The organism is Butyrivibrio sp. XBB1001 (assembly GCF_000424505.1).
Taxonomy (GTDB): Bacteria; Bacillota; Clostridia; order Lachnospirales; family Lachnospiraceae; genus Butyrivibrio.
Window position 1 is genome coordinate 14,434 of sequence record NZ_AUKA01000009.1, and the last position, 23,740, is coordinate 38,173.

The following is a 23,740-nucleotide window of genomic DNA, read 5'->3' on the forward strand; positions in this document are numbered from 1 at the left end:
TCATCATAAAAGCGGTTTGTAAATACCTAAAATTATTAATCTTTCTTAAGAAATTCGGAAACAGGCATGGTTAAGCCATAAATCCACGGTTCATAGATGAATCTTTTACACTTTCATTTAAACTATACCTGCCATAAGTAAGTCCAGCATACACACTCTGCGTATTTCCCATGGTCGGTTCGCTTTTATCAATGCTCTCTATCTCTTTATATGCTGCATGGAGTGCCTTAAAATTTCGCTCCACTCTCTGGAGTCTGCTTGTACTCATATTAACGCCTGCCAGCATAAGCTCCTTTTTCGAAAAAATATAGAGTTTATGGAGCATCTTACCTAGTTCTGTCCTAAGGTTAACAGACCTGATAAGTTCATCAATGCAGTTTTGAGCATATCCTATATTTCTGTCTGAAAGAGTCCTGTTGCCTGTGCTTATGGCAGCCTTCGCATCTGCTATATATTCAAGCACCATTTCGTACAGTATTGTGATCATCTGTGTCTTATTTGCCTGTGTTATCTTGAGGGTATACTCCTGCTTTTTTTCCTGTGTCATAGACATATCCTCTCTGCTATCTTAAATAGGTCACTGAAGAAGCTGTAATACTTGTGATGGTCTTTCATTTGCCTGAGCCATCATAGAGGTTCCGGCCTGGGAAAGCACCTGCTGAGTAGAATAAACAGTCATCTCTTCAGCCATATCTACATCCATGATTCTTGAATATGCGGCAGTCATATTCTCAACAGTAATATCCAGACTGTTTGATGTATGCTCAAGTCTGTTCTGATAGGATCCAAGCCTTGCACGGATTGAACTTATTGTTGAAAGAGCTCCCTTTATGTCTTCGATTGCTTCTCTTGCGCCGACTGTATTAGCCATATCAAGGTTGTAGATTCCAAGGGTTGTAAGGGAAACCTTAGGGATTCTGATATCAAGCGTCTGTCCTTCATTGGCTCCTACCTGCATTGTCATTGCTCCTGATGCCGTAAGGTCCAAAAATACTGTATCATCAAGAGGTCTGTCAATTTGGATATCAATTCTTTTTCCAGTACTGTCTGAAAGTGTAAGGACATCTTCATTGATGGTTGCAGACATTCCATTTGTCATGTACTCTGTCTCAACGCCATTGTTAACTTTGTATATCTTTATTTCCTTGTCGCTTCCGTTTTCAAAGAAAATACCTTTTTTATCTACTCCTGTAGTTCCTGTCAGGTTTATGTATGAAACATCTATTCCTGTGATCTTATATTGTCCAGCTTCCACCACATCAGAGTAGCTACTGAGTTTAACTGCTGCATCAGTAACAGAACCGTCAAGACTCTTTCCTACTGTTGTATATCCTTTTAGATCAAAGGTCCCATCAAGTATGCACTGTCCATTAAACTGCGTTGTCTGAGCCATTCGCTCTATTTCCTGTTTTAAAAGACTTACCTCCTCCTGGATTGTCTGCCTGTCAGAATCTGTGAGGGTTCCGTTACTTGCCTGAACCGCAAGCTGGTTCATTCTCTGCAGGATCTCATGGATTTCTGACAAAGATCCATCTGCAACCTGAACAATAGAGATTGCATCATTTGAGCTATCTCCGGCTACGCCAAGACCTTCAATCTGGGAATTCATTCTTCTTGACATTGCAAGACCTGAAGGATTATCCTTGGCATTTGCAATCTTAAGGCCGCTGGACAATCTCTCCAGTGATTCAGATAAAAGATTATCATTTCTCTGAAGCGCGTTATTAGCGATCATCGCGGACACGTTATAATTTACTTTCATTTCTACCTCCTAAAGGGACTCTATAAATGCTTTCGCCATAGACAGAAGTACCGTAGTATCTGCTTTATTCTTTTGATTGCCATCCGTGGCATTTGCATTAGCTGTTCCTACTGAGATAGGCTGTGTCTGCGCATGGTAAAGGATTGCTATTTGTTCCTGGCCCACGCCAATATCCTTTAGTTTCTCAGCCAATTTGACGCACATTTTAGATCTAACGCTTTCCAAGTATTCAGCTTCTTCGCTGCTCTGGTTATATGTCGTTGTGAGCATACCGGCCACCATATTGTCTTTTACATAAAGACTAGCTGTGATTAGACCGTATTCGTATGTCTGAACACTTGCCTCCATCCTTGAGTCCATGCTGTTATCACTCTTAAGCGTGATATGCATGGAAATCTTTTGCCCATCGATAGTTACAGGCACATCGAAGGTTCCTTGATCGGAGCTCTGACTCATAACAGTCATCCTTCTCTGCATGAGGTTGATGGCCTTAATATCAATATAAGAGTCATCATCACTCATAAGAAGCTGCTCTAGACTATCCGAGATGTTACTGAGACTGTTTTTATAAGTCTCCACATAATCCGGCTCTCCGAGAGCATCCACCAGCCTGCCTGTCTCTCGCAAAGCCCTCTCGCCAGCCAGATCTTCTGCCTTCTGCCAGATGTTCCCATTCTTACGTTCCCTTCTATTAGAGATCATTGCCTCAAGATTTCCAAAGTTAACCTCCATATGAAGACCTTTTAGTTCTTCAAGAGCATTGTCTGAATCTCTTGTCTGGGCCGTCTCTCTTATCTGCCTTATAACCTGCGAAGCATACTGCCTCTCAAGGCTCTCCTCTACCCCAGCATTTTGCAAGTCTTCTGCAAATTTTGGTAAAAGAGTATTCTCTGAAGGAGCCGCCTGCATAAGTTTTTCGGGCTCAAGATTCTCATATACTATATCGGCCTGTGCACTATAATACTTAAAGGCCAAATTAATTTGTTCATCAATTTTTAATCCTGATGCATCCTGCAGCTCTACTCCGCCGAAGTCGTCATCTACTGTATATTCTATTCCTCTCTTAAATGCCGACTGGATCCTTGTTGCTGCAAGAAGATTGCCAAGTGTCATCTCCATACCTGTCTTTAGAACTGCACCAATTGCCTGATAATCATTCTTTTTAATGGTATGGAATAGTCTGTATATACCAATAAATGCACTTCTCTCCTGGGCCGTAATTTCTTTTTTATGCTCCAGCTTATAAAGAAACTTCGCATATTTCTCATCTGACCTGCTTCCGCCATTGCCAGATTCCTTATCGCCCATCATGTTTTTATCCAAAGCACTTGCAAGTTCACCAATCGTCATTCCCAGAGGATTATTGCCCTCTCTGACGATATCAAGTACTGCTCCAGGTTTAAGCCTATCAAGCGTTGTCTTTAATGTCTGGTCAAAGGCTCTGACTTTTTCGAAATTTTCAGTCGAAAGCTCCATACTGTTGTAACCAAGAATCCTGATAGCGCGTCTATTACTGTCATTTATTTCCTGGCCCATATCTTTTAATATGTCATCTACATTTCTAAAGGCCTTTTTAATGTTATCCCCAAGGTCAGCCCTTGGAGCGGTCATCATTGGCTCGTAGCTCTCGCCTGCCTTCCTATAGCGCATCTTGAGTTGCATGGAGGCATCACTTATCTCTGCAAGTGAAGCTGTCTCCATTTCTGCCATCCTAGCTCCGCTTATTTCTATTGGCCCTGACTGGATAATTGCGACCTTGCTCAATGTAGCACGTATAATATATGTCTGGGTTGCCGGTGTTACCTCTGCAATTTCATCAAGCGCCACTCCAGCAGTTTCGTCAGGAATCTGACCAAGAAGATTTTTTAGTCTTTCGATAAGCTGCTCCATTGGTGCAGTATCTATAGAAAAGCCACTGGACAGAAGCTGTTTGTTTGCATCTACAGTCATACGGAGTCTTACTTCTTCTAGCTGAAGCCTTGCCTGCACAAATCTGCTATCCTGTGTATCTACTGTGCACTCAGCAGCTCTGGCATAGTTATCTTTATTGAGCTCTGACTCTGCTATGAGATTCCTTAACGTATTCTCTTTGCCTGCCTGGATATTTGTCCTAATATCATCCTCAGATATCTTATCTGTTGCACTTTTAATATCCGCAGCCTGCCTATAGTAATTTCTATCTTCTGACAGGTCCGCTGCCACTGCTTTTTTTCCATTAGCTATAGCGGCTGCAATTGCCTTGGCTGCGCTGCTCTCAGAAACGGGAAAAGATATTTCTTTTACCCTGTGTACTCCATTCAAAGTATCTGCAGTAAGTGGAATTCCCTGCTGTATGATCCATCTGGCCTCTTCTCTTACCTTTCCATCTTCTTTGCTAAGTCCGGCCTCATCTATAATCTTATCGATCTGTCCATCAAGTTGTTCCCAGTCATAGGTCTCTGCTTTCTGTGCATAATATCCCCCTGCATCCTGAGCGTAGAAGCCACGCCCCATGCGGTTTTGTCCATTAGTACTATGAGCAGCAAAGTAGATGTTTTCCATGCTAGGTCTCATGTTATTATGAACAAGGTATTTCACTGCAGCATCTTCCAGACCCTGTATGTCAGAAATCTGGTTATAGGCAATTGCTGCAGACTTGGCATTTTCATAGGTTACTGGAATATCGTTTTCGTGAAAGCTCTTCTGAAGCTCTTTTGCAAAAGAGATACTTCCTGTAAGCTTGGACAACTTATCAAGACTAAGGTCATCATTAAAGCCCACAATTTCTTTTCCAGACTCCAAAAGAACACTCTTGATCTTATCAAGAATGGTCACAGTCTGTGCGCTATCCAGATTATTAATATCAATACCTTCCTTTGAAACTCTGGCAAAGTCTTCTTCGGACATGGTATTTGATAGAAGCGCCATATAATTATGCTGTGTCAAAACATCCGTGTTATCTGCCATTTCGCTTATATCGCTTAAGCTCTTGGCGTGACAGGCATAGGCATCATTACTAAAAATGCTTGAATCAAGCTGCAGGTTTACATTACTTACGCCCTGCGCACTTGATCTACCGGTCTTTGAGTCTGTCGGTAAAGCCCTTTTTGGATCCATCCAAAGTTCATCGCGGCTCTCCTCAACCTTCTGGCCAGTAAGTGCCTGAAAAGAAATATTCATAATTTACCTCATAATAAAAAGATGGTGATGAACTATTCTTCATCACCATCTATTTCGGCACGCCTGTCAAAAATCTTTAATTTTTCTTCTTGCCCTGCTGGAACAAGAAAACTTCCGCTCCATAAGGGGGCAGATCAAATTCTATGCTGTAATCCTTGTAATCGCAAAGCCCTTTTTCCGCTTTTATCTTGTCCGGAACATTACTTCCAAGGCCGCCATAGCACTCCTTGGCACTATCCAGGAGCTTGGTGTAGGTTCCCTCAAATGGAACACCTACCTTAAATCCCTTTCTCTCCATTGGTGTCATGTTAAGGACAAAAAGAATGTTATCTTTGCCATTTATTGCTCGTCTATAGAAGCTATAGGTGCTACGCTCTTTGTCATCTGCGTTGATCCACTCAAAGCCGCCCCAGTCATCATCTACTTCATACATCGCAGGATATTTCCTGTATATTTCCAAAAGCTTGCCAACATAGTCCTTCATACCTCTGTTGAGATCATTCTCAAGAAGGAACCAGTCAAGCTCTCTCTTTTCGCTCCATTCACGCTCCTGGCCAAAATCCTGCCCCATGAATAAGAGTTTTTTACCTGAATGCCCAAACATATAAGTATACCCAACTCTCAGGTTAGCATATTTATCCACCTTGTAGCCAGGCATCTTTTCAACCATCGAGCACTTAAGGTGTACAACCTCATCGTGAGACAAAGGCAGGATATATTTTTCTGAATCGTTATAACTCATGGCAAAGGTCATCATGTAATGAGCGCCCTGCCTGAAATATGGATCCAGCTTCATATATTCACAAAAATCATGCATCCAGCCCATATTCCACTTAAATGCAAATCCAAGTCCATCATCCTCTGGCCTTGCTGTAACTTTAGGCCAAGCTGTGGACTCCTCTGCTATTGTCAGTACATTTGGATAAGTCCCTCTGACAACACTGTTAAAGTGCTTAAAGAATTCTATAGCATCAAGATTCTTGTTGTCGCCGTATTTATTTGGAACCCACTGTCCATCTTTTTTACCATAATCAAGATAGAGCATGGAAGCAACTGCATCTACTCTTAGTCCATCAATGTGGAATTTGCGAATCCAGTAAAGAGCATTTGCGATAAGGAAATTCTTAACTTCTGGTTTGGCCAGATTAAAGATCTTGGTTCCCCAATCTGGATGCTCTCCCTTACGAGGATCTGGATCTTCATATATGCAGGTTCCATCAAAACATGCCAGTCCAAATTCGTCTGGGCAAAAATGAGCAGGTACCCAGTCAAGGATAACTCCAATGCCATGCTTGTGAAGCTTGTTTACTAGATACATGAAGTCAGAAGGCTCACCATATCTTGATGTAGGAGCATAGTAACCAGTTACCTGATATCCCCATGACCCGTCAAAAGGATGCTCAGCTATACCAATCAGTTCAATATGGGTATATTTCATATCCTTGAGATATTCAACAACCCTGTCCGCAAACTGTCTGTAAGTATAAAAACCATCTTCGGTTCCATCAGGATGCTTCATCCATGATCCAATGTGGCACTCATAGATCGCAAGTGGCTGGCGATTAGGGTCTTTCCCCTTAAGCCCTTCATACCATTTTGAATCAGACCATTTAAAACCTTCCAGACTAGTTGTCCTGGAGGCATTTCCTGGTCGCAGTTCAGCATAGTTAGCATATGGATCAGCCTTATACAGCTTTCTTCCATCATTTGTTGTTATCAGGAATTTGTACAGCTCACCAATGCCTACTCCTGGAATAAAAAGTGTCCAGATATTTCCGCCCTTTGAGCGCTTCATCTCATGGGCATTCTCATCCCATCCATTAAAGTCACCTACAACATGCACTGTCTGCGCATTTGGTGCCCACACTGCAAAAAAGTATCCCTTTTTACCCTTCTCTTCAGAAGGATGTGCGCCAAGCTTCTCATATATATCGTAATGTGTTCCCTGTCCAAATAAATATTCGTCGTCCTCAGATATAAAAACCTTCTGCCCCATAAGCCCCCCTCAAGTTTTATAATACTCATTCTTAGTGCATAAAGTCTTTTTCACGTAAGATTATCATGTCGTTTTCATCGTATCTCTTATTGACAATTACATCAACCAGATGTGCTATTGAGCGCTTTTCTGCATAGTAGATTGCATCATCAACTATGTCTTTAACTTCTGCGACAGTCACTTCATGATCAAGAGTCTGTCTCTCAGAAATTCTGGTATGAAGAGCGAGAATTCCAAGATTATCTATTGCATATTCTTTTTCAAAAGCATACTGCTTGGCATATGCCACAAGCGAGTCATCGTCAAGTGCCTCTATATCTACTCTTACATTAAAGCTCTGCTTAAGAGATGGATTCTTATCAAGAAACTTATCCATATCATCTTTGGTATCCTCCATAACAAGAATAAGGCCCTTATTCTCCTCCTGAAGTATTCCCAAAAGTTCATTGACTGTTTCCTGATTCAGATCAGCTGCTCTTTGAATGATAAGAGCTCCGTTTGCAAGCTTGTCGAAAATACTGCTGGTACTCTTTTTGTTAAGAGTGTTGGCTGTAATCTTGGCAACCTTGCCGCTAAAGTTAGAATCAGAAGCCTGAACCGCCTTGATAAGGCCTTTGGCAAGATTAACTGTTCCTGCTCCCTCTTCTCCTGTTACAATAGCATTTCCAGTAAAGGCATCCATGCTAAGGTTATCAATAGCATTGATGATCTGTCGTCTGGACTTCTTGTGATGAATATATGGTCCAAAGAGCTCTTTTTCCTCAGGAGTCATTGTCCTTACGCGCTCTTCGATTTCTCTGTTTCCAAGGTGTTTCTTCTCACCTTCAGACTTATTATCTGTAGCAGACTTGGTTTCCTTCTTAGAATCCTTTTGGGCTTCCTTGCTTGCTTCTTCTACAGTTTCTTTTTCTTTTGATGTTTTCTCTTCCTGCGCCTTTTCTACGTTGTCTGTATCTTCGACCTCATTGGAATTATCTGTGTCCTCGTCTCTGTCCTCTGAAACAGCCTCAGCTTCTACCTCCTGCTCTTTTTTGCTGGCAGATAGTTCCTCGTTGACTGTATCCTCGTCTGCATCGACCTCTTCTGGGAGTTCATCCGGAATCTTATCAAGTTCATCAGTATCGGAAATTGGAACTTCCTTGGCTTCTGCCTCATCTATTACTTCATCAACTGCTGCGTTGATGACATCCTCTCTATTTACAGACCAGTCACCTCTGCCAGACGCTTTATCGTACTGTTCCTTCTTGAGTGCTTCATCGATTGCCTTCTCTATCTTTTCCTGAAGGCCTTCCTTGGTCTGCTCATCATAGTCAGCAAACATGTTTCCAGTTTCGTCAGCAACTCTGCGCTTAACAGCCTTAAGCTGCTTTTCCTTCTGATCCTGTTTGAACTTCTCCCAGTTTCCAAGGTACTCTTCTATACTGATCTGACCTGTTATCTGCTGCTCAACCTGTGGTTCTGGCTGAACGGCCATACTGATCTGACCATCATATTCCTGAGAAAGAATACTCTCAAAATGAGTAGGCATCTGGTAGCTGGCATTTGGGTGGATGACAGCTCCTGGAACTTCTTCCTCTAGTGGTTTTTCTTCATACATGCCGCTGCCAAATGCTGGGCTGGCTGGAGCTGCAACCTGTGGCTGCTGGGTCTCTTCCGGCTCCTCATACTTCTTGGCCTCGCCAAGGATTGGTCCATTTCCACCATATTTGATGTCTATACCCATCTGAGGCACTGAAGGAATATCCTGCGTCTGTGTGTCAAAAAAGATTTCCTGCATGCTGCCTGATGGCTGTTTGTCAGTTGTATCTTCATCCTTCTCAGCAGCAATGATCTCTCTAAGGCCTTCTGCCAGTGTTTCCTGAAGGTTCATGGTATTATACTGACTAACGTCTACAGTAGGCTCTTTTATCTCATTGATATGAGGATAAACAATCTCGTCTTCTCTATAAACCTTGGTGTCATCAGATACCGGCTCTTGATATGCCTGCTGAACTTCCTGCTGCATCTGTGGCTCATAAACCACTGTATCCTGTGCAGCCCCTTCTGTCCTTGATATATTGTATTCCCTTATCACCTCGTCAGTTATTGGGGGCATTTCCTTGGTAGGCTGCTTGGTATCCTGGTAAACAATCTCGGGCTGTTCCTGAGCTTTCTCTGTTTCCTCTATAGAAACCTGAGAAGCCTGCTGTGTCTCCTCGTTTCCCTTGTTCTTAAATCTGTTATACCTGTCTTGCTGTTCTGGTGAAAGAGGTTCATGAAGTGCCTTAAGTTCAAGGGCCTTCATAACATATCTTCCCTCTCCAAACCACAAGAACATTTCATCGCATTCCTCTACGCACTCTGTTGTAAGTCCTACTCTGTGATAGAGGTATGCAAGTTCATAAGCCCATCTTTCTCTATAATCGTGCTTTTTGAATTCTTCAAGGACAGCAATACGCTCCTCAAGGCTGACTTCCTGTGCCTCATAGAGCTTGTACTGCAGAATGTATCTTCCTGTGTCGCGAGGTGCAATCCTTACAAATTCCTTGTAATATTCCACAGCCTGAACAAACTCGCCCATCTTAATGGCAAGTTCACATAGCGAATAAACTATTGGTCTGCTGGTAGGATGTCTGTCATAAGCCATCAAAAGGACATCTCTACTCTCCTCGTACCTTCGATTTATCTTATATAAGTCACTGATAGTGCAGAGCATCGCTCCACTCTTAACACGTTTCCAATCTATTGTATCAGCGATTCTGACCGCTTCGGCATATCTGCCTTCCCCAATCAAAGCCTTGATCTCATCGGCTCTGATCTTATACTCCACTTTATCCAAAACTTCTACCTCTTTGGTACCAACAAAACTTCACCTTATGGTGTTTAAAAGTACCCCAAAATACTATATATAGTGTTAGTTTAACATAGCACTAGTCCTTTGTAAAATATCTGAGAGCCTTGCAAACTGCTCCAAACTCAGTGTTTCTCCGCGGGCCATTTCATTAATACCCATTTCTGCAAGGGCTTCTTGTACCTGCTGTCTTGAAACCTTAAGAGCAGGGTTGTTTGAAAGAGAATTGGACAAGGTTTTTCTTCTCTGGTTAAAAGAAGTCCTGATAATCTCAAACATATATTTTTCATCGCCCACCTTAACAGCCGGCTCTTCAAACCTTGAAAGTCTCACTACCGCAGATCCAACTCCAGGCTGTGGTATAAAACTGCTGGGAGGAACGTCCATAATGGCTTCTGCCTTGGCATAATACCCTACTGCAAGCGACAGCGAGCCATAATCCTTGTTGCCAGGTCCCATAACCATTCTGTCTGCCACTTCTTTCTGGACCATTACAGTAATACTTTCTATAGGTGCCCCGCTTTCAAAAAGCTTCATGATGATAGGTGTGGTGATGTAATAGGGGAGATTTGCAACAACCTTGATGGGTCTTCCTCCATTATAGGTTCTGACTATCTCATCTATATCCACCTTAAGAACATCTTCGTTTATTACTGTTATGTTATCATATTCTGACAGAGTGTCGGCCAGAACAGGTATCAGTGTCTTATCTATTTCAACAGCCACAACCTTCTCTGCAGCCTCTGCAAGATACTGAGTAAGACTTCCTATTCCAGGGCCTATTTCAAGGACACAGTCATCTTTAGTTACTCCTGCGGCGCTTACTATTCCATCAAGTACTCCGCTGTCTATCAGGAAATTCTGTCCAAATTTTTTCTTGGCACTCATACCAAACTTAGCCAGTACTTCTTTTGTTCTGGCACTATTTCCAAGATACGCCATATTACCTCCAAATTTCTATCTGATGCACATTCCAAAAAGTGTCATCAAAAAAGGCCATACATTCGCCTTGCGTTATCTTCTGTTATCTTAATAACTTCTTCTCTTGTGATCTTCTTTATCTCTGCCATCTTGTCTACAACATAGGGAAGATATAAAGAACAGTTCCTTTTTCCTCTAAATGGCTCTGGCGCCAGATATGGACAATCCGTTTCTAAAATAATCCTGTCCATAGGCGTGTTTTCCACAACTTCCACCATCTTTTTGGCATTCTTGAAGGTCAAAACACCTCCAATCCCGATATAAAAGCCCATCTTCGTGCATATATCCGCAATTTCTTTTGAATATGAAAAACAGTGGACTACTCCGCCTATATCCTCTGCATGCTCATCCTTCATAATATCAAGCGTATCCTGCGCCGCTTCCCTGGAATGGATAACAACAGGAAGTTTAACCTCTCTTGCTATCTGAAGCTGTCTTCTAAACCACTTTTTCTGAAGTTCAGGAGCAGGGTCTGGCCAATGATAATCTAGGCCTATCTCACCTATAGCCACGCACTTATCATCTTTGCTCCACTCTATCAGCTTTTTAATATTCTCTTCATCAAGTTCCTCAACTTCACTTGGATGGACACCTACTACTGCGTAAAAGAAATCATATTTGTGAGCAAGATCCATAGATGCCTGCGAACTTGAAAGACTTGCACCAATATTGGCAACATATCCTATTCCCGCATCCTTAAGTGAACCAATAAGCTCTTCTCTGTCTGTATCAAATTGCTCATCATCGTAATGAGCATGTGTATCAAATATCATTTTTCCTCCAAAAAGCAATTTCTTTTTAAAAAATTCTAGAAAAAAAGAACTGCCTTATATAATTTAACACAAAAAATTCATTGTGAAAACCGCATAAATACTGGATTTTTAAAATTTTTTAAATTTTTTTCAAAAAAATGCTTGCATTAATGTTTTTTACGTAGTATAGTATCACTTGTCGTTAAGACATGGCCAAGCAAGCCAAGTAAATAACGAATGCACCGCTAGCTCAGTTGGTAGAGCACCTGACTCTTAATCAGGTTGTCCAGGGTTCGAGACCCTGGCGGTGCACGCCGAGTACTGTTTTCGTGGGTATATCCCATGGGGATGGTACTTTTTCTTTGCGCGTTAAATTGAGCCATGCATGCACAAATAAAATCGCACGTCGGGAGTTTACTCACGAAAGTGCGATTTTTTATTTGTGCATATACGGCGAAAGCCGCGACAACGAGAAATGCGCAGCATTTCGAGTCTGTCGGTATGGCTCAATTTAAGTGCAAAGATCTGCGAACGCCGCGTAAATGAGAAATTCACTTTGTGAATTTCGAATCTTGCGTAGCCAATCCACCGCATTTGTTCCGAGTCTGTCGGCATGGCTTATTTTATTTACGCTCTCTTCACTCTATTCTTTCTTAGCGGCCTATGCTTAAACACCCTTATATTACTTCCAGATCTCTTTTCCTTTGCATAATTCTCATACTTCTTTTTAGAATGCTTCTGGCTTGCCCATATCTCATCTGCAACCCCTCCCCACTCTTCTGCATAATCATCGCACTTTGAGCAAAGATGTTCTACTGACTCCTCAGACTCTTCATTTGTTCCATAGGCCCCAGATCTTTCAACCATCTCTCTTAAAAGCTTAGGATTTTCCAACATCGGACATGGTCTTAAATGATTCTTATTAAACGGCTGTCCCTTGTGATACTCCATGAACAGCGGGCTCTGTAGCATTTCCAGAATTGAGTGGGTATGGATATTAGTATTAGAGAAGTGTATAAATACGCAAGGTTCAGCGTCTCCACTCGAATTAATATGGAAATAATTACGACCTCCCGCAATACATCCTCCCACTGATTCTCCATCATTCTGAAAATCCATAGGGAAGAATCCAATATCGCACTTGTCACTTCTAAGGAATCTAATCTGCTCAACCATTTTTCTTCTCTGTTCTACTGTTGGCATCAATTCTGGAACTGCGTTGTTTCCAACAGGCATATAATGGAAGAAAAATCCAAATCTCGCACCTTTTTCAGCTATAAATCTTATGAAATCAGGATTAGTTACTGCTTCTATATTTTCTCTCGTATAACAGATTGATGTTCCATAAATGATTCCATACTTTTTAAACAGACTCATAGCATTCATTACAGCATCATAATGACCGATTCCGCGACGAGCATCATTAGTCTCTGCCGTACCCTCTATTGAAAGCTGGAAAGTCAGATTTCCCAGTCTGACTACCTCTTTACAAAAATCTTCATCTATAAGTGTTGAATTTGAATAAATCGAAAACTCAACATCATTATGCTTTTCTGCAAGTTTAAGGATGTCCTTTTTTCTAACAAGTGGTTCTCCGCCCGTCATCATATATAGATAAACACCAAGTTCTTTTCCTTGAGTAACAATCTTATCCATGTCCTCAAAGGAAAGATTGTGTTTCGGGCCATAAGTGCCAGACCAGCATCCTGCGCAGTGCATATTGCAGGCACTTGTTGGATCAAACAATATAAGCCAAGGGATATTACAGCCATACTTTTCCCTATTCGCCCTTATCATCTTGGTCCCTCTAAAGAAGGCCTCATAACCAAGGTTGAGCATCATCATTTTTGCAACGTGTGGATCCGTCTCATCCACAACTGAATTAATAAATTTGACCCACCTATTGTTTGGATCTTTAAATGCCTCTCTTACAAGCTCAAGTTTCTCTTTATCTGCTCCCTCACCCCAAAAGCGCTCTGCTTCGTCTACAAGCTTGAGGTATGTCGCTGTTCTATCCTCTGCTTTATCAAGATGTTTTAAGTATTTGTCAATCAAAATGCTAAACGCATGTCTTTGCGCTTTGTGAGAAATATTAGATATTATTGTTCCCATATTATGCCCCTCCTTTATCAAAGAAATCTATCCCCATCTTCTGCCTAAATTGTAAATTTATGGGAAATTGTTTTCATTGACCAAAAGCTTATTTTTGGGGAATTTTTAGACATTTTAGAGTTTTTGCCACAAATTTCGCCCAACTCTTAAAGTAAAAAATCCTTGAGAAGAAATTTATCTTCTCAAGGATTATCTTTTTCATCTTCAATTACAATTTCGGCTAGTCCCACACTTACACTTCTTATCCTAGTCACAAAAGCCTCTGGTTCAAGCACCATTCCTTCTCTCAACCAGCGCATAACCGCAGTTAAGAATGCATCGCCAAAAAACGTGATTCCAAATTCATCTGCCTCTATTTTGTAGGCATTGCCTTGCATAAAATACTTTGCTATCGGCTCTAATGTTTGAAGAACATAATCTTTGAAACCATTCTGTCCATCAATCTTAAATGCCGCCCTATAAAAATCTTTTTCTGCGTAAAATTTGCCACACAAATCAAGTAGAAGGTCCCATCCCTTATCGTATCCGGCAAAATCCATTTTATCTACTATATCTGTCTTGAATATCCATTCAACAAGATCGTATTTGTCCTTGAAATGGTAGTAGAAGCTCTTTCTATTCATCCCACACCCATCACAAATATCAGAAACACTGATCTTATCAAAAGGTTTCTCTCGCATAAGTTTTTTTAATGCAGAAGCAAGTGCATGTTTGGTAATATTTGAATCAGCCACAACTATCGCCTCCTACATTATAAGTTATACTTCGCCAGTGGCCTTCTCCGGATGCTCTAGCATCTCCTGCATAGTATGCCATCCTAAAACAGCACATTTAACCCTTGCTGGCATATGTGCCACATCCTGAAGAGCAGCAGCCTCATCAAGAGCCTCTATGCTCTCTTCATCAGTGATTTCTCCCTTTATCATTCCCATGAAAGTTCCAGCAAGCTTTATGGCTTCCTCTTTATTCTTGCCTATGATCTGATCTACCATCATATCTACAGATGCCTGTGAAATAGCACATCCACTGCCATCATACATACCATCTTCGATAATTCCGTCCTTGAGTCTTAGCTGAAGAGTAATATCATCTCCACAACTAGGGTTAACTCCTCTTAAAATAAGATCAGGATTCTCCATCTTGCCCTTGTGAACAGGATGAAGATTATGCTCATTTACTATTTCACGATATAACTGTTTAAGCTCCATATCCCATAACCTCTCTAACCTTGGAAAGCTTATCAAGGAATATCTTTACTTCCTCTTCTGTATTATAAAAATATACACTAGCTCTTGCAGTAGATCCTGCGCCTATAAACTGCATAAGTGGCTGGGCACAGTGATGGCCTGCTCTTATACAAACATGATCGTCGTTAAGGACAGATGACATATCATGAGGATGAACTCCCTCCATTGTAAATGTCACTATTCCGCAGTGCTTTTTATAATCCTTAGAGCCATAAACCTTGATATATGGAAGTTTCTCAAGACCTTCCATAAGAAGCTTCGTAAGTTTAAGTTCCTGTTCTTCTATTGTATCAAATCCAACGTTTTTAAGATACTCTATAGCTGAAGCAAGTCCAACTGCATCTCCTGCATTAACAGTTCCTGCTTCAAATTTATGAGGTATTTCAGCATATGTGGCGTCAGTTCTAGTCACATATTCAATCATCTCACCGCCAGTTAAAAATGGCTGCATTTTCTCCAGCAGTTCGTATCTGCCATACAAAGCACCAATTCCCATAGGAGCCAGCATCTTATGGCCTGAAAAAGCAAAGAAATCAGCACCAAGCTCCTGAACGTTAACTGCCATATGTGGAGTAGACTGTGCTCCATCAACAACTACGATAGCGCCTTTTGAATGAGCATATTTAGCAATTTCTTTTACTGGATTGGTTACTCCAAATACATTAGATACATGTCCTATGGCAACAATCCTGGTCTTGTCAGTAATCTTTGTCTCATACTCCTCTTTGGAAATAAGACCCTCTTCATCTGGCTCAAGGAATATCAATTTTGCTCCGTTCTTTTTTGCAACCATCTGCCATGGAAGAAGATTACTGTGGTGTTCCATTACAGTTACAACAATCTCGTCGCCCTCGTGAACATTCTCAAGTCCATAGCTATACGCCACAAGATTTAATGATTCTGTAGTATTTCTGGTAAAGATAATTTCCTCACTTCTACCTGCACCTATAAAATCTGCCACAACTTTTCTAGCATTCTCGTAAGCCTCTGTGGCATCCATGCTCCAATCATACAATCCCCTTAATGGATTTGCATTTTTTGTCTTATAAAAATTTTCAACAGCTTCCAGAACCTGCCTTGGTCTTTGGGATGTAGCTGCATTGTCAAAATATACATAGTCGCCGGAGTTTAAAATATCAAAATCCTTGCGAAACTCCTGTAGGTTGCCCATTGGCTTATCTCCTTAATCTCCTATAATCAAGCAATATTCTGAATAAAATACTGCACTCTCTGCATTAGTTCTTCGTCAGGAATAAGCCTTGCAACACTATCAAGTCTTGCCTTGATCATGATTCTCTTAGCCTCATCCTCGTCTATGCCTCTTGTCTGCATGTAAAACAGAATATCTTCACCAAGCTGACCAATAGTAGCACCATGTCTTCCGTCAACGTCCTCTTCCTGGCATAGAATGATTGGCATTGTGCGGTTTACAACATCCTCACTCAGCAAAAGAGTATCTTCCTGCTCATCTCCAACTGATCCTGCGCTTCCATTCTTAAAGTCAATGGTAAACCTAAGTGTCTTCTGGGCATTACCCATCAGAACTCCCTTAAACTGCAGTAGAGCATTAGTCTTTTTGCCTCTGTGGTCTGCTACAAAATTAATGTCAAGGTTATCTTCTCCCGCGCAATAATAGCCTGTATCACTAGTAAAATCAGACTGCTTGCCAGCGAGATTGATATAGCATCCATTCCAGGCCTTGAAAGCTCCAAGTTCAAGTGATATAAGCCTTATAGCGCCATTTTCAAAGCAGGCTCCACCAATATCATCAAAATGAATATACTGGTTACCAAGAAGCTGCGTCTTAACCAAATTGACTCTTGCGCCTTCTTCTGCAAGGATTCTAGTGCTTACTCCCAAAAAGCCTACAGCTCCTGCGTCCTGTGAACTGTAATCCATGATAACAGTCACTTCTGAATCCTTGCGGGCATGAATGACCTGAGATGCAAGCATTCCTTTGCCATTCTCCATATCAAATCTAAGAATTACAGGTCTTTCAACTTTTTTACCCTCATCTACGGTGAAAATATCTGTCTTGGCACCAGCTTCAATAAACAATTTATCGACATCAATGCCCATTCCTGTTCTGACAGCCTGCTCTTCATCTCTTAATGAGGTATCCCCATTAGGACCTCCTGGCACTCCAGTGGTAAAAAGAATCTTTTCTTTATTGGCCCTGAATACTTCTCCAGCTTCCTCAAAAGATACTCCTCTTTTGAGAACCACTCCATCAGGAAGATCCTTAACTTCAGGTCCAACAAGTGAATCAATATTTATATCTGCGGCATCTATTGTACTGTCATTTACTTTCAAGAAATTATATGTGTAAACAGGCAGTACATTTACCTTCATATTCAAATCTCTGCTCATGTTACTTGCTCCTATTAGTGTCCGCTCATCTCAAGCTTGATAAGATTGTTCATCTCAACTGCATATTCAAGCGGAAGTTCCTTGGATACAGGATTAGCAAATCCGCTTACTATCATTGCCCTGGCATCTTCTTCACTAATGCCTCTGGACATAAGATAAAAAATTGCATCATCACTGATTCTACCAATCTTTGCCTCGTGTCCTACGTCAGCATCATTGGTTCTGATATCCATAGCAGGGATTGTATCTGCTCTTGAAATGCTATCAAGCATAAGAGAATCACATGAAACAGAAGCCTTTGCCTTTTTGGCAGTCTTCTGAATTGTTACACTACTTCTGTAGGTACCAATACCGCCGTCCTTGGAAATAGACTTGGTAGAGATACTAGATGATGTTCCCTCTCCGATATGAACAACCTTAGCTCCTGTATCAAGATTCTGGCCCTTACCTGCAAATGTAATACCTGTAAATTCCATCTTGGAGTTATTACCCTTTAGGATTGTCATTGGATAAAGATATGAAGTATGTGAACCAAATGATCCAGATACCCATTCCATTATTCCGCCTTCCTCAACAACTGCCCTCTTTGTATTAAGGTTATACATATTCTTGGACCAGTTCTCGATTGTGGAATAGCGAAGTCTTGCGCCCTTTCCAACAAAAAGCTCAACGCATCCTGCGTGGAGATTGGCAACGTTATACTTGGGAGCAGAGCATCCCTCTATAAAGTGAAGGTCCGCACCCTCATCTACGATTATAAGAGTATGTTCAAACTGACCAGCTCCAGCCGCATTTAATCTAAAGTATGACTGAAGTGGAATATCCACCTTAACTCCCTTAGGAACATACACAAAAGAACCACCCGACCAAACTGCTCCGTGAAGAGCCGCAAATTTGTGGTCTGTTGGTGGAACAAGCTTCATGAAATGTTCCTTGATCATATCTGCGTATTCACCATGAAGTGCGCTTTCAAGGTCTGTATAAATAACTCCCTGAGCAGCTACCTCATCCTTGACATTGTGATATACAAGCTCTGAGTCATACTGCGCGCCAACTCCAGCAAGAGACTCTCTCTCTGCCTGAGGGATTCCAAGCTTTTCGAAGGTGTTCTTGATATCCTCAGGAACATCCTCCCACTTGCCTTTCATATCTGACTTATGTCTTACATAAGAAGATATTCTGTCCATATCGAGGCCCTCAATACTAGGTCCCCAGTTAGGCATCTTTATCTCTTCATATAACTTAAGACATTTTAATCTGAAATCTCTCATCCATTCCGGGTCATTCTTTTCCTCGGAAACCTTAAGAACAGTTTCCTCAGTGAGACCCTCTTCCATTCGATAGAATTCAGCTTCTGTCTCTACATCTTTAAAATCATATAAACTGCGGTCGATATCGGCCACAACCTGTTTATTATCGCTCATGTCTTTCCTCTTTAGATAAATCTTTCAAAACCATTTGCGTTGATCTCATCCACTAATGAACCATCACCTGTATGAACAATATTGCCCTTAACAAGTACATGTGTATAATCAACGTGAAGTGACTCCAATATCTTAGTGCTATGAGTAATTATAAGAAGAGCTCCGTCTTTCTTCTTCTGATACTCTTCGATACCCTTAGATACAGTACGAACAGCGTCTACATCAAGTCCGGAATCTGTTTCATCAAGAATTGCAAACTTAGGATTGAGCATAAGAAGCTGCAATATCTCTGCCTTCTTTTTCTCACCACCAGAAAAACCAACATTAAGATCTCTGTCAGCATATGACTCATCCATAGAAAGGATTTCCATAGCTGCCTTCAAGGATTTCTGGAAGGCAAGAAGCTTAACAGGCGCTCCAGTCTGCGCATGATATGCATTTCTTATGAAACTAGAAAGAGATATTCCAGGAACCTCATATGGATTCTGGAAAGAAAGAAACATTCCAGCCTTGGCCCTCTTATCTGCAGAAGCTTCTGTAATATCCTGTCCCTCAAAAATAATATTACCTTCAGTAACGTTGTAATGTGGATTACCCATAAGAGTATAACCAAGTGTAGACTTACCTGCTCCGTTAGGGCCCATAAGTACATGAGTTTCTCCTGGTTTGATATCCAAATTGATTTTATTAAGTATAGGAAGTTCATTATCAATTGATACTGATAAATCCTTAACCTGTAACAAATACTGATCTGACATAACATTTTTCCTTTCGAAAATTATCCAAAATGTTTTCCTACTAACTTAGTAGGATTTATATTAACACCGCACCCTTACGATGTCAATTGACAAACAATGATAGTTTATCATAAAAGTTCTTGACATACTACTTAAAAGTGGGTAGAATACATTCTTGTCAGCACCTTGCGGGTGTAGTTCAATGGTAGAACACCAGCCTTCCAAGCTGGATACGTGGGTTCGATTCCCATCACCCGCTTTCTGCTATTTTTTTTGCAATTTTTCTAAATGCAAATGATTTGCATTTGCAAGTACTAGAAACAAGATCAAGGAGAAAATATGGAACTTATATTAGATGTAGTAATCGACGCACTAATTGATTCCCTTAAGATATTGCCATTCTTATTTATCACATATCTTATTATGGAGTATTTAGAACATAAGACTGCTGAGTTTACTTCCGGCATTGTAGAAAAAACAGAGCACTTCGGACCTTTATGGGGAGGCCTGATAGGAGCATTTCCTCAGTGTGGTTTCTCAGCAGCAGCATCGAACCTGTATGCTGGCCGCGTTATAACTTTAGGAACACTCATCGCTATATACTTATCCACTTCAGATGAGATGATTCCTTTGTTTATATCAGAGCAGGTTCCAATAAAGACTATGATTCAGGTTCTTGCTATCAAGGCTCTGATCGGAATTCTCGCAGGCTTTGTGATTGATTTTGTAGTACATGCCTATCACAAGGCTCACAACAAATCTATAAATGACCCAGTTAGAATTTCTTCACTTTGTGAAAAAGAACATTGTCACTGCGATGATGACGAGTCAGAGGGATTATTTGGCATTGTAAAATCTGCATTTGTTCATACTTTCCACATTTTTGTATTTGTACTGATCCTTACTTTAGTATTAAATCTTGTGATTGAACTTATTGGCGAAGATAAGGTTGCCCTTCTTTTAAAAACAAGTCCCGTCATCAGCCATATCCTCGCCGGGCTTGTTGGGCTTATTCCTAACTGTGCTGCTTCTGTTATCATAACTGAGCTCTATCTTGATCAAATGATCACTTTGGGAACTATGATGTCAGGTCTTTTAGTTGGAGCTGGAATTGGACTATTAGTTCTATTTAGAGTTAATGACAATAAAAAAGAGAACATCAACATTGCTCTTCTTTTATTCTTCATTGGAACTGTGATTGGACTACTTATCGATCTTATTGGAATTACTATTTAAGATATTGAGGAAACTATGAGCTGTAAAATACATGCAGAATCGTATGATGAGATAATTGAACGCAACTGGCCGGAAGGTGTCAAGAAGACAAAACAAAGGATTGATATTTTCAAGATTCTTTATGGAAGTCATGAACCCCTATCTGCGGCAGATATTTATACAAAGCTGAATAATGAACATCTTTCTGAGATGTATGCTTTTTCCACCATATACAGAAATCTTATTGCATTTGAAAAAGCTGGTGTCATATCTAAAACTGTTCTTGCCACCGAAGAAACTGCTCTCTACGAGTTAAAGTCCGGCAAGCACAGACACTATGTCGTGTGCCTAAAGTGCCACAAGAAAATGCCTATCGCTGTATGTCCGCTTCATGAGATTGAACACGAAATCGAGCATTCCGTTCCAGGATTTGAAATAACAGGTCACAACCTTGAGATCTACGGCTACTGCGAAAACTGCTCAAAAGAGAAATAAAAGAAAAATAATAAGAGCCATCACATCCATTTGAATGTGGTGGCTCAAATTATTGTACTGACTAAAGCAATTGATTATTAACTAGTCTAAACCTGGTGTAAAAAATCTAATTGAATTAGTTGTTTGATGCCTCTGAAGTAGCCTCTGTTGCAGCCTCTTCCTCAGATGAAGCCTCAGCTGAAGCGTCTGATGTAGCCTCAGTAGCCTCTTCTACAGATGAAGCATCTGATGCAGCCTCAACAGCCTCTTCTACTGAAGATGCCTCTGAAGCAGCCTCAACAGCCTCTTCTACAGATGCTTCTACAGAAGCCTCTACAGATGTCTCTTCTACAGCTGTCTCTACAGTTGTCTCTCCGCAACCAGCAAGTACTGCTGCTGAAAGTGTTAATGCTGAAAGTAATGTTACGATATTCTTCTTCATAATATATAATCTCCTCTTCTAACCTTTATACTTTGCAATTACATTGCAAGCCAATTGCTTCAGTACGAAATAAGATTATATACTCTGAATTTTTAAATGTCATGAATGAACTTGTGCATTTTCTCTTAAGATTTCTTTAAGATTTTGTTAATAATTCACAAAAACATTAATAAAAATCAAGAAATCGTCAATTTGAAAAGTATCCTCCAAAGGTCACCGAACCATTTTGCGTATCATTATCATACTCAAAAGAAAGTGATACTCCTGAAGGATCTACATCTTTTAAACTCTCGCATGGAAGGGTAAAACTTGTATCTGTGGTGTTTTTTACAATAAACTCCCAGGCATTACTATCTGTATGTACTTCCAATTTTATTCCCATCAGTGTATAGCCTGATTCCAGAATATTTCCATCACCAATGAGATTTCCAGAATATGTATCTGTTGTAATATCATGGAGAACAATGCTATTAATATCAAAGCCCATTTGGTTAATAATATATGAATTTATCTGGATATTTTTAGCCTGCTCAGCGTTGGCTGTCGCCTCTTCCTGATAAGTGCCATCTAGTTTCCCCTGAACTGTGCTATAGCTGTCAGTAAGCTCTGCTATCGTAGGAAGAACAGCATCTATCTTTTTGTCACTCATCTTAGTGAAATCCAAGGCTTCTATTTCTGTCACTTTAACGCCTAGCGTGTCAAGTTCTGGCCTTAATGAGGTGTCTGCTATATCAAGATATGTTTCTTCTGCAGCTGCTCTGGCCTGAACAAGCTGGTTTCTTGCATTCTCTGCTTCTGACAGTTTTTCTTCAGATGGTTTACATCCTACTAGCAGAAGCATCATGGCAAGTACTCCTAATAGAACTGATTTATTCTTTTTCATAGGTTTCTCCTAACTACTTTAATTCGCTAGTACTTATTATACCTCACGAAACCCTTGCCAATACACTGTTATTATAATAATAATCCATGATCAGTCCCACAACATATCTGTAGCTGGCCTTTCCTGCAGAAACACCATTTACCTTCAGATTTGTATCAACGAAAGTATCCGCAGCTTTTTTAACTGTTTCTGTCTTGATAACGGCCTTTTTTTCAACCTCTTGCCAGCCCTCTGGAGAAAGAAACTGATTATCATATTTGACTCTATCAGAAATCTTTACGTGCTTCTTGTATTCTTTTTCCCCTACAGCATCATAAAAGTCATTGTTTATGTAATTGAGGACTCCCAGATAACCACTATATTGAAATACAATGTCATCAGAATTTATGCACGCCAGAAATCCAAAGAAATTTGCTTCATCCTCATATATGTATCCGTGAGTGTGCGCAAGTTCATGGCACATAGTAAACGGCTTGTGCATCATGTTCATGGTATCGTTATAATTTGCTTCCATAGAAAATGGAAAATAATATCCCTGCATGTACTGCTGACACATAAAGTCTGAAAAATACAGGGCTTTAGGAGTTACATAATATCCCCCAAGTCTTGGATATTCGCCAGAGAGTCCCAACATTGCCTCTTTTGCAGTTTCCGCCATATTTCCCTCATATAACACATTTCCATTCTCGTCATGTGGAACCTTCTTAGAAAGCTCATTGCACTTTCTAACCACATAATCTCTTAGCTGAGTAAGTTCAACTATATTATAGTCATCCTCCGATGCCTGAACTCCGATTCCTATGCGGGAACAATGGTATAACACGAAACAATTCAGGCTCATTATAACTATAGTAATTGTTAAAAGAACTGGTGTTACCCTGTAGAGGATGTCTGATATCTTATTTAATATCCCGCCTGCCAATGTATCTTTCCTACTGTTCTCCCCAGAAAACCTTGCTACAGTAAGGATAATTGTATGGACTAGAACAAACACCAGCAAAAAAGCTATGTACAAAACCACCGCTACCAGCAAAACTTCTCCCACAGAAAAGCCCACAAGACTTGTAACTCTTCCATATAAACCTGTAATTACCGGAAAAATATTAGTGACATAAAAGTCAGAAAAAGCCGCACTTTTCCATGCAGCTACATTAAAGATAATACATAGTCCTATAATAATTATAATTGGTAAAGAATACGCTGTTTTCCCCTTTTTCATCAGCAATACCCCCGACGCGTCCTAATAAAAATATTGTACTGAGCAAATATGTACTAGGCATGTCCAAAAGAGGGCCAAAACGTTCATATTTTATACATATTTTAGTTTCGCTTTAGGCTACTATGCTAAAATTATTA

19 protein-coding genes and 2 tRNA genes are annotated in these 23,740 nt (G+C 40.6%); 4 read left to right on the plus strand and 17 right to left on the minus strand.

Annotated features, from left to right (window positions below):
- Window positions 1–70: 70 nt before the first annotated feature.
- The 7 genes from G631_RS0109355 to G631_RS0109385 form a co-directional block, all read right to left on the minus strand.
- Entirely contained in the window at window positions 71–547 is a 477-nt protein-coding gene (locus G631_RS0109355) for a flagellar export chaperone FliS (protein ID WP_026489209.1), read from the minus strand.
- A gap of 30 nt (window positions 548–577) precedes the next feature.
- On the minus strand, window positions 578–1,762 hold the full coding sequence (locus G631_RS0109360; RefSeq protein ID WP_026489210.1) for a flagellin N-terminal helical domain-containing protein: 1,185 nt from the start codon (window positions 1,760–1,762) through the stop codon (window positions 578–580).
- A gap of 9 nt (window positions 1,763–1,771) precedes the next feature.
- Window positions 1,772–4,921, minus strand: a complete 3,150-nt coding sequence (locus tag G631_RS0109365) for a DUF6240 domain-containing protein (protein WP_026489211.1) — start codon at window positions 4,919–4,921, stop codon at window positions 1,772–1,774.
- A gap of 76 nt (window positions 4,922–4,997) precedes the next feature.
- The gene (gene glgB, locus G631_RS0109370; RefSeq protein WP_026489212.1) at window positions 4,998–6,917 is read right to left on the minus strand and encodes a 1,4-alpha-glucan branching protein GlgB; all 1,920 of its coding nucleotides are present in this window, start codon (window positions 6,915–6,917) and stop codon (window positions 4,998–5,000) included.
- A gap of 31 nt (window positions 6,918–6,948) precedes the next feature.
- The gene (locus tag G631_RS0109375) at window positions 6,949–9,735 is read right to left on the minus strand and encodes a tetratricopeptide repeat protein (protein WP_026489213.1); all 2,787 of its coding nucleotides are present in this window, start codon (window positions 9,733–9,735) and stop codon (window positions 6,949–6,951) included.
- 75 nt (window positions 9,736–9,810) lie between these two features.
- Entirely contained in the window at window positions 9,811–10,689 is an 879-nt protein-coding gene (gene rsmA / locus G631_RS0109380) for a 16S rRNA (adenine(1518)-N(6)/adenine(1519)-N(6))-dimethyltransferase RsmA (RefSeq protein ID WP_026489214.1), read from the minus strand.
- 44 nt (window positions 10,690–10,733) lie between these two features.
- The gene (locus G631_RS0109385; RefSeq protein WP_026489215.1) at window positions 10,734–11,501 is read right to left on the minus strand and encodes a TatD family hydrolase; all 768 of its coding nucleotides are present in this window, start codon (window positions 11,499–11,501) and stop codon (window positions 10,734–10,736) included.
- 218 nt (window positions 11,502–11,719) lie between these two features.
- Here G631_RS0109385 and G631_RS0109390 point away from each other — a divergent pair.
- A tRNA-Lys gene (locus G631_RS0109390) sits at window positions 11,720–11,792 on the plus strand.
- Window positions 11,793–12,107: 315 nt separating this feature from the next.
- On the opposite strand, the gene G631_RS0109395 is transcribed toward G631_RS0109390, so the two are convergent.
- The 7 genes from G631_RS0109395 to sufC all read right to left on the minus strand — a co-directional run bounded on the left by G631_RS0109395 (window position 12,108) and on the right by sufC (window position 19,391).
- Window positions 12,108–13,592, minus strand: a complete 1,485-nt coding sequence (locus G631_RS0109395; protein ID WP_026489216.1) for a radical SAM protein — start codon at window positions 13,590–13,592, stop codon at window positions 12,108–12,110.
- A 182-nt stretch (window positions 13,593–13,774) separates the two neighbouring features.
- Window positions 13,775–14,326: a TetR/AcrR family transcriptional regulator C-terminal domain-containing protein gene (locus G631_RS0109400; protein WP_026489217.1), complete on the minus strand. Its 552-nt coding sequence runs from the start codon at window positions 14,324–14,326 to the stop codon at window positions 13,775–13,777.
- A 24-nt stretch (window positions 14,327–14,350) separates the two neighbouring features.
- A complete protein-coding gene (gene sufU / locus G631_RS0109405; RefSeq protein WP_026489218.1) occupies window positions 14,351–14,800 on the minus strand; it encodes a Fe-S cluster assembly sulfur transfer protein SufU in 450 nt (149 codons plus the stop codon).
- A complete protein-coding gene (locus G631_RS0109410) occupies window positions 14,790–16,010 on the minus strand; it encodes an aminotransferase class V-fold PLP-dependent enzyme (RefSeq protein ID WP_026489219.1) in 1,221 nt (406 codons plus the stop codon). The genes sufU and G631_RS0109410 overlap by 11 nt, the downstream gene beginning before the upstream one ends.
- Window positions 16,011–16,036: 26 nt before the next feature.
- Entirely contained in the window at window positions 16,037–17,209 is a 1,173-nt protein-coding gene (locus tag G631_RS0109415) for a SufB/SufD family protein (RefSeq protein ID WP_026489220.1), read from the minus strand.
- 14 nt (window positions 17,210–17,223) lie between these two features.
- On the minus strand, window positions 17,224–18,633 hold the full coding sequence (sufB, locus tag G631_RS0109420) for a Fe-S cluster assembly protein SufB (protein WP_026489221.1): 1,410 nt from the start codon (window positions 18,631–18,633) through the stop codon (window positions 17,224–17,226).
- 11 nt (window positions 18,634–18,644) lie between these two features.
- Window positions 18,645–19,391: a Fe-S cluster assembly ATPase SufC gene (gene sufC, locus G631_RS0109425; RefSeq protein WP_026489222.1), complete on the minus strand. Its 747-nt coding sequence runs from the start codon at window positions 19,389–19,391 to the stop codon at window positions 18,645–18,647.
- A 167-nt stretch (window positions 19,392–19,558) separates the two neighbouring features.
- On the opposite strand from sufC, the gene G631_RS0109430 reads away from it, so the two are divergent.
- The 3 genes from G631_RS0109430 to G631_RS0109440 all read left to right on the plus strand — a co-directional run bounded on the left by G631_RS0109430 (window position 19,559) and on the right by G631_RS0109440 (window position 21,080).
- Window positions 19,559–19,629 (plus strand) — tRNA-Gly (locus G631_RS0109430).
- Window positions 19,630–19,709: 80 nt separating this feature from the next.
- Complete coding sequence (locus tag G631_RS0109435) at window positions 19,710–20,606, plus strand: putative manganese transporter (protein ID WP_035789601.1); 897 nt, start codon at window positions 19,710–19,712, stop codon at window positions 20,604–20,606.
- A gap of 15 nt (window positions 20,607–20,621) precedes the next feature.
- Window positions 20,622–21,080 (plus strand): Fur family transcriptional regulator, encoded by a 459-nt coding sequence (locus G631_RS0109440; protein ID WP_035789603.1) that lies wholly within the window; start codon window positions 20,622–20,624, stop codon window positions 21,078–21,080.
- 115 nt (window positions 21,081–21,195) lie between these two features.
- On the opposite strand, the gene G631_RS20245 is transcribed toward G631_RS0109440, so the two are convergent.
- The 3 genes from G631_RS20245 to G631_RS0109455 all read right to left on the minus strand — a co-directional run bounded on the left by G631_RS20245 (window position 21,196) and on the right by G631_RS0109455 (window position 23,603).
- A complete protein-coding gene (locus tag G631_RS20245) occupies window positions 21,196–21,501 on the minus strand; it encodes a hypothetical protein (protein ID WP_051197099.1) in 306 nt (101 codons plus the stop codon).
- A 187-nt stretch (window positions 21,502–21,688) separates the two neighbouring features.
- Entirely contained in the window at window positions 21,689–22,384 is a 696-nt protein-coding gene (locus G631_RS0109450) for a hypothetical protein (RefSeq protein ID WP_026489225.1), read from the minus strand.
- Window positions 22,385–22,427: 43 nt separating this feature from the next.
- Window positions 22,428–23,603 carry a DUF3810 domain-containing protein gene (locus G631_RS0109455; RefSeq protein ID WP_026489226.1) on the minus strand — a complete coding sequence of 392 codons (1,176 nt, stop codon included), beginning with the start codon at window positions 23,601–23,603 and terminating at the stop codon, window positions 22,428–22,430.
- Window positions 23,604–23,740: the final 137 nt, after the last annotated feature.

What these genes read in the sequence shown, in the direction of transcription:
- glgB (WP_026489212.1), bottom strand. Translation starts at nt 6,917, where the DNA reads ATGGGGCAGAAGGTTTTTATATCTGAGGACGACGAATATTTATTTGGA.
- G631_RS0109410 (WP_026489219.1), bottom strand. Translation starts at nt 16,010, where the DNA reads ATGGGCAACCTACAGGAGTTTCGCAAGGATTTTGATATTTTAAACTCC.
- G631_RS0109450 (WP_026489225.1), bottom strand. Translation starts at nt 22,384, where the DNA reads ATGAAAAAGAATAAATCAGTTCTATTAGGAGTACTTGCCATGATGCTT.
- G631_RS0109455 (WP_026489226.1), bottom strand. Translation starts at nt 23,603, where the DNA reads ATGAAAAAGGGGAAAACAGCGTATTCTTTACCAATTATAATTATTATA.
- G631_RS0109355 (WP_026489209.1), bottom strand. Translation starts at nt 547, where the DNA reads ATGACACAGGAAAAAAAGCAGGAGTATACCCTCAAGATAACACAGGCA.
- G631_RS0109435 (WP_035789601.1), top strand. Translation starts at nt 19,710, where the DNA reads ATGGAACTTATATTAGATGTAGTAATCGACGCACTAATTGATTCCCTT.
- G631_RS0109440 (WP_035789603.1), top strand. Translation starts at nt 20,622, where the DNA reads ATGAGCTGTAAAATACATGCAGAATCGTATGATGAGATAATTGAACGC.
- rsmA (WP_026489214.1), bottom strand. Translation starts at nt 10,689, where the DNA reads ATGGCGTATCTTGGAAATAGTGCCAGAACAAAAGAAGTACTGGCTAAG.
- G631_RS0109395 (WP_026489216.1), bottom strand. Translation starts at nt 13,592, where the DNA reads ATGGGAACAATAATATCTAATATTTCTCACAAAGCGCAAAGACATGCG.
- sufU (WP_026489218.1), bottom strand. Translation starts at nt 14,800, where the DNA reads ATGGAGCTTAAACAGTTATATCGTGAAATAGTAAATGAGCATAATCTT.
- sufB (WP_026489221.1), bottom strand. Translation starts at nt 18,633, where the DNA reads ATGAGCGATAATAAACAGGTTGTGGCCGATATCGACCGCAGTTTATAT.
- G631_RS0109385 (WP_026489215.1), bottom strand. Translation starts at nt 11,501, where the DNA reads ATGATATTTGATACACATGCTCATTACGATGATGAGCAATTTGATACA.
- G631_RS20245 (WP_051197099.1), bottom strand. Translation starts at nt 21,501, where the DNA reads ATGAAGAAGAATATCGTAACATTACTTTCAGCATTAACACTTTCAGCA.
- G631_RS0109360 (WP_026489210.1), bottom strand. Translation starts at nt 1,762, where the DNA reads ATGAAAGTAAATTATAACGTGTCCGCGATGATCGCTAATAACGCGCTT.
- sufC (WP_026489222.1), bottom strand. Translation starts at nt 19,391, where the DNA reads ATGTCAGATCAGTATTTGTTACAGGTTAAGGATTTATCAGTATCAATT.
- G631_RS0109415 (WP_026489220.1), bottom strand. Translation starts at nt 17,209, where the DNA reads ATGAGCAGAGATTTGAATATGAAGGTAAATGTACTGCCTGTTTACACA.
- G631_RS0109365 (WP_026489211.1), bottom strand. Translation starts at nt 4,921, where the DNA reads ATGAATATTTCTTTTCAGGCACTTACTGGCCAGAAGGTTGAGGAGAGC.